We start from the raw sequence: 4,269 nt of genomic DNA on the forward strand, positions 1-4,269 counted from the left end.
CGCGGCCGAGCCGGGCAGCCGCTGGCTGTTCGTCACGGTCGAGACCTGCTCGATCTCGATCCGCCTCGACAGCAGCGATCCGGCCGCGGTCGTCGCGACCGCCTTGTTCGGCGACGGCGCCGCGGCGGCGGTCGTTTCCAGCGGCGAGCACGGTCTGCCGCGCATCACCGGATCGGCCGAAAAATTGTGGCCGGACACGCTGCGCATCATGGGCTGGGATGTCGAGGACCCGGGCCTTGCGGTCGTCTTCGATCGCGCGATCCCGCCGTTCATCGAGGCCGAGCTCGCGCAGGCGATCGACGAGATATGCGCGGCGATGGGCATCCGGCGCGAGGACGTCGGCCGCCTCTGCGCGCACCCCGGCGGGGTGAAGGTGATCGCCGCCATAGAGACGGCGTTGCGCCTGCCGCAGGGCGAGCTCAACCTCGAACGGGAAGTGCTTCGCGACTATGGCAATATGAGCGCGCCGACGGTGCTGTTCGTGCTCGATCGGCTGATCGAGCGCGGGCTTCCGGAAAAGACCCTGATGACGGCATTCGGCCCCGGCTTCACTTGTTCCGGGCTGCTGCTCGAAGCCGCATGATCCTCAACATCGCGGCCCTGGCGTTGGTCACGCTTCAGCGCGCCGGCGAATTGTGGCTGTCGAACCGCAATACCCGCCGCCTTCTCGCACAGGGCGCTCGAGAATATGCGCCCGGCCACTACCCGCTGATCGTCGCCATCCATGTGCTCTGGCTCGCCGCTTTGTGGTGGCTCGCGCCATCGCGGCCGATCGATGTCTTCTGGCTCGCCTTGTTCGTGCTGCTCGAACTGACGCGCCTGTGGGTGCTGGTCACCCTCGGACCTCGCTGGACGACCCGCATCGTCGTCCTTCCCGACGCGCCGCTGGTGCGCGGGGGCCCCTACCGCTTCCTCAATCACCCCAATTATTGGGTGGTGATCGGCGAGATTGCCGTCCTGCCGCTTGTCTTCGGCCTTTGGCTGGTGGCCTTGGTCTTCACGCTGCTCAACGCCGCCGTGCTCACCATCCGCATTCGCGCGGAGAACCGGGCGCTCGGGCGCTAATCTGCACGCCGAACCTTTGCTTGCGAGGAGGCGGTGTTGCGCCTATATCGCGGCTCTCTCCTCGACATCGCCAGATGCCCGAGGCTGGGGCCCTTCGGCTCCGGTCCGAGAGATTTTTGGACTTTTCAACTGGAGCGCGCGTGGCGGACGTTGCCGGCCTTGAACGACTGATCGAGCCCGAGATCAAAAGCCTCGGCTACGACCTCGTTCGCGTGATGATGATCGGCGGCGCGTCGGACCCGACGCTCCAGGTCATGGCCGAGCGGCCCGACACGGGGCAAGTCGACATCGCCGATTGCGAGAAGATTTCGCACCGCCTTTCGGAAGTGCTCGACCTCGCCGACCCGATCGAGGGCAGCTACCGGCTCGAGGTCAGCTCGCCCGGGATCGATCGGCCCCTGACCCGCCTCAAGGATTTCACCGATTGGGCAGGACACGAGGCGCGCATCACGCTCGGCGAGCCGCGCGACGGCCGCAAGCAGTTCAACGGCGAACTCGTGGCGGTCGACGGCGAGACCGTCCGGCTGCGCGCCAAGGACGGGCTGGAGCATGACATCCCGTTCCGCGACATCGCCTCGGCCAAGCTCGTCTTGACCGACAAGCTCATTCAAGCCACCGCGCCGCTCAGCACCGAGGGCGCCGAGACCATCGAGACTGTAGAGGAATGATTTAAATGGCCACCGCACCCGCTGCCGTCAGCGCCAACAAGGCAGAATTGCTCGCGATCGCCGACGCGGTCGCGCGCGAAAAGCTGATCGACAAGGGCATCGTCATCGAGGCGATGGAGGACGCGATCCAGCGCGCCGCCCGTGCCCGCTACGGCGCCGAGAACGACATCCGCGCCAAGCTCGACGCCGAGACCGGCGACCTCCGCCTGTGGCGGGTGCTCGAGGTGGTGGAAGAGCCCGAAGACCATTTCAAGCAGATCGACGAGAAAGCCGCGCAGAAATTGCAGAAGGGTGCGAGCATCGGCGACTTCATCGTCGACCCGCTGCCGCCGATCGAGTTCGGCCGAATCGCTGCCCAGGCCGCCAAGCAGGTGATCTTCCAGAAGGTTCGCGATGCAGAACGCGAGCGCCACTATGAAGAGTTCAAGGACCGCGTTGGAGAGATCATCACCGGCGTCGTCAAGCGCGTCGAGTTCGGCCACGTCGTCGTGGACCTCGGCCGAGCCGAGGGCGTCATCCGCCGCGACCAGCAAATCCCGCGCGAAATGGTGCGCGTCGGCGACCGCATCCGCTCGCTGATCCTCGCCGTCCGCCGTGAAGCGCGTGGGCCGCAGATCTTTCTCTCCCGCGCCCACCCCGACTTCATGAAGAAGCTGTTCGCGCAGGAAGTGCCCGAGATTTACGACGCCATCATCGAGATCAAGGCGGCGGCGCGCGATCCCGGCAGCCGCGCGAAGATCGGGGTGATCAGCCACGACAGCTCGATCGATCCCGTCGGCGCGTGCGTCGGCATGAAGGGCAGCCGGGTCCAGGCGGTGGTCCAGGAGCTCCAGGGCGAGAAGATCGACATCATCCCCTGGTCGCAGGACCTCGCCACCTTCGTCGTCAACGCGCTCCAGCCAGCGACGGTCAGCCGAGTCGTCATCGACGAGGAGGAGGCGCGGATCGAAGTCGTCGTCCCCGACGACCAGCTCAGCCTCGCGATCGGCCGCCGCGGCCAGAACGTTCGCCTCGCCAGCCAGCTCACCACCTCGCAGATCGACATCCTGACCGAAGCGGACGCGAGCGAGAAGCGCCAGCGCGAGTTCGTCGAACGCTCATCCTTGTTCCAGAACGAGCTCGACGTCGATGAGACGCTGTCGCAGCTGCTGGTTGCCGAGGGTTTCACCAGCCTCGAGGAGGTCGCCTACGTGCCCGTCGAGGAAATCGCCTCGATCGAAGGCCTCGACGACGACATCGCGGCCGAGCTCCAGAGCCGCGCCGCCGAGGCGCTCGAGCGCCGCGAGGCCGCCTCTCGCGAGGAACGCCGCAAGCTCGGCGTCGACGACGCACTCGCCGAAATGCCGCATCTCACCGAGCAGATGCTGGTGACGCTGGGCAAGGCCAACATCCGAACGCTGGACGATCTCGCCGACCTCGCCACCGACGAGCTCGTGCAGAAAAAGCGGGTCGAGCCCCGCCGCCGCGAGCCGAGCACCCGGCCCGAGGACAAGGGCGGCATCCTCGCCGAGTACGGGCTCAGCGAGGAGCAGGGCAACGAGATCATCATGGCCGCTCGCGCCCATTGGTTCGAGGACGAAGAGCCCGCGCAAGCCGAGGAGGCCGCCAATGCGGAATCCCCGGAATGACAACCTCGCGCTAGCGCTACGCCAACCGCATGTCCCGGAGCGGACGTGCGTGCTGACCCGCCGCAAAGGCACCAAGGACGAGCTCATCCGGCTCGCGCTGGGACCCGACGGCAGTGTTGCGCCCGATGCGCGGGCGCGCGCTCCCGGCCGCGGCGCGTGGATCGGTGTCAACCGCGCCGATCTCGACGCCGCCAACGCCAAGGGCAAGCTCAAGCCGGCGCTGTCGCGTGCGTACAAGACGAATGATGTGACCGTCCCCGCCGATCTCGGTGCAAGGATCGAAGCCGCCCTTCGCCAGACGGCGCTCGACCGGCTCGGAATGGAGGCGCGCGCGGGCAACCTCGTCAACGGCACCGAGCGGATCGAAACCGCAGCGCGCTCGGGCAAGATCCACCTTCTGATCCATGCCGCCGATTCGGGTGAAGACGGCCGCAGGGCGCTCGATCAGGCGTGGCGCGTCGGCGGAGGAGGGCCGCGGGGGATGATATTTCCCGAGGGCCGCACTATCTTGTCGATGGCACTTGGGCGCGAAAATGTGGTACATGTCGCCCTGACCGATCCCGCTGCCGCTTCGCGTGTCGCGCACGCGCTTGCCCGGTGGCGGGCTTTCACTGGCCCCGAACGTGGTCCGGAAGGCGGAGAACCCGCCTCGGGCACCGGCTCGGCCGAAGCAGATTTGACGAAGGATTAGAATGGCAGAGCAGACCGAAAAGCCGAAGCTTGGAACCCGGCCTCCGCTCGGCCTCAAGCGCACTGTCGAAACCGGCAAGGTGAAGCAGAGCTTCAGCCACGGTCGCTCGAACACGGTCGTGGTCGAGGTCAAGAAGCGGCGCATCATCGGCCGCCCCGGCGAGACCCCGCCGGCCGAGGCGCCCAAACCCGCCGCCGAAGCGCCCAAGGCGGCGCCG

Annotated in this window: 6 protein-coding genes; all 6 read left to right on the forward strand. The window is 67.2% G+C overall.

The features are described from left to right. Positions 1 to 583 (forward strand): 3-oxoacyl-[acyl-carrier-protein] synthase III C-terminal domain-containing protein (locus tag GH737_RS13310; protein WP_275401971.1); only part of this gene is annotated, 583 nt, incomplete at its 5' end. Then, positions 580 to 1,065: an isoprenylcysteine carboxyl methyltransferase family protein gene (locus GH737_RS13315; protein WP_155265281.1), complete on the forward strand. Its 486-nt coding sequence runs from the start codon at positions 580 to 582 to the stop codon at positions 1,063 to 1,065. The genes GH737_RS13310 and GH737_RS13315, both read left to right, overlap by 4 nt. Positions 1,066 to 1,205: 140 nt before the next feature. Continuing rightward, a complete protein-coding gene (rimP, locus tag GH737_RS13320; RefSeq protein ID WP_196233186.1) occupies positions 1,206 to 1,733 on the forward strand; it encodes a ribosome maturation protein RimP in 528 nt (175 codons plus the stop codon). A 5-nt stretch (positions 1,734 to 1,738) separates the two neighbouring features. After that, positions 1,739 to 3,361, forward strand: a complete 1,623-nt coding sequence (gene nusA, locus GH737_RS13325) for a transcription termination factor NusA (RefSeq protein WP_155265283.1) — start codon at positions 1,739 to 1,741, stop codon at positions 3,359 to 3,361. Next, positions 3,342 to 4,052, forward strand: coding sequence for a DUF448 domain-containing protein (locus GH737_RS13330; RefSeq protein WP_155265284.1), 711 nt, complete (start codon positions 3,342 to 3,344; stop codon positions 4,050 to 4,052). The genes nusA and GH737_RS13330 overlap by 20 nt, the downstream gene beginning before the upstream one ends. A 1-nt stretch (position 4,053) precedes the next feature. Beyond that, positions 4,054 to 4,269: translation initiation factor IF-2 associated domain-containing protein (locus GH737_RS13335; RefSeq protein WP_155265285.1), on the forward strand; the 216-nt coding region annotated here is incomplete at its 3' end.

Source organism: Sphingomonas segetis (assembly GCF_009720245.1).
GTDB lineage: Bacteria > Pseudomonadota > Alphaproteobacteria > Sphingomonadales > Sphingomonadaceae > Sphingomicrobium > Sphingomicrobium segetis.

Bases quoted from the DNA above. Each gene is read 5' to 3' on its own strand.
- GH737_RS13315 (WP_155265281.1), top strand. From the start codon at position 580: ATGATCCTCAACATCGCGGCCCTGGCGTTGGTCACGCTTCAGCGCGCC.
- nusA (WP_155265283.1), top strand. From the start codon at position 1,739: ATGGCCACCGCACCCGCTGCCGTCAGCGCCAACAAGGCAGAATTGCTC.
- GH737_RS13330 (WP_155265284.1), top strand. From the start codon at position 3,342: ATGCGGAATCCCCGGAATGACAACCTCGCGCTAGCGCTACGCCAACCG.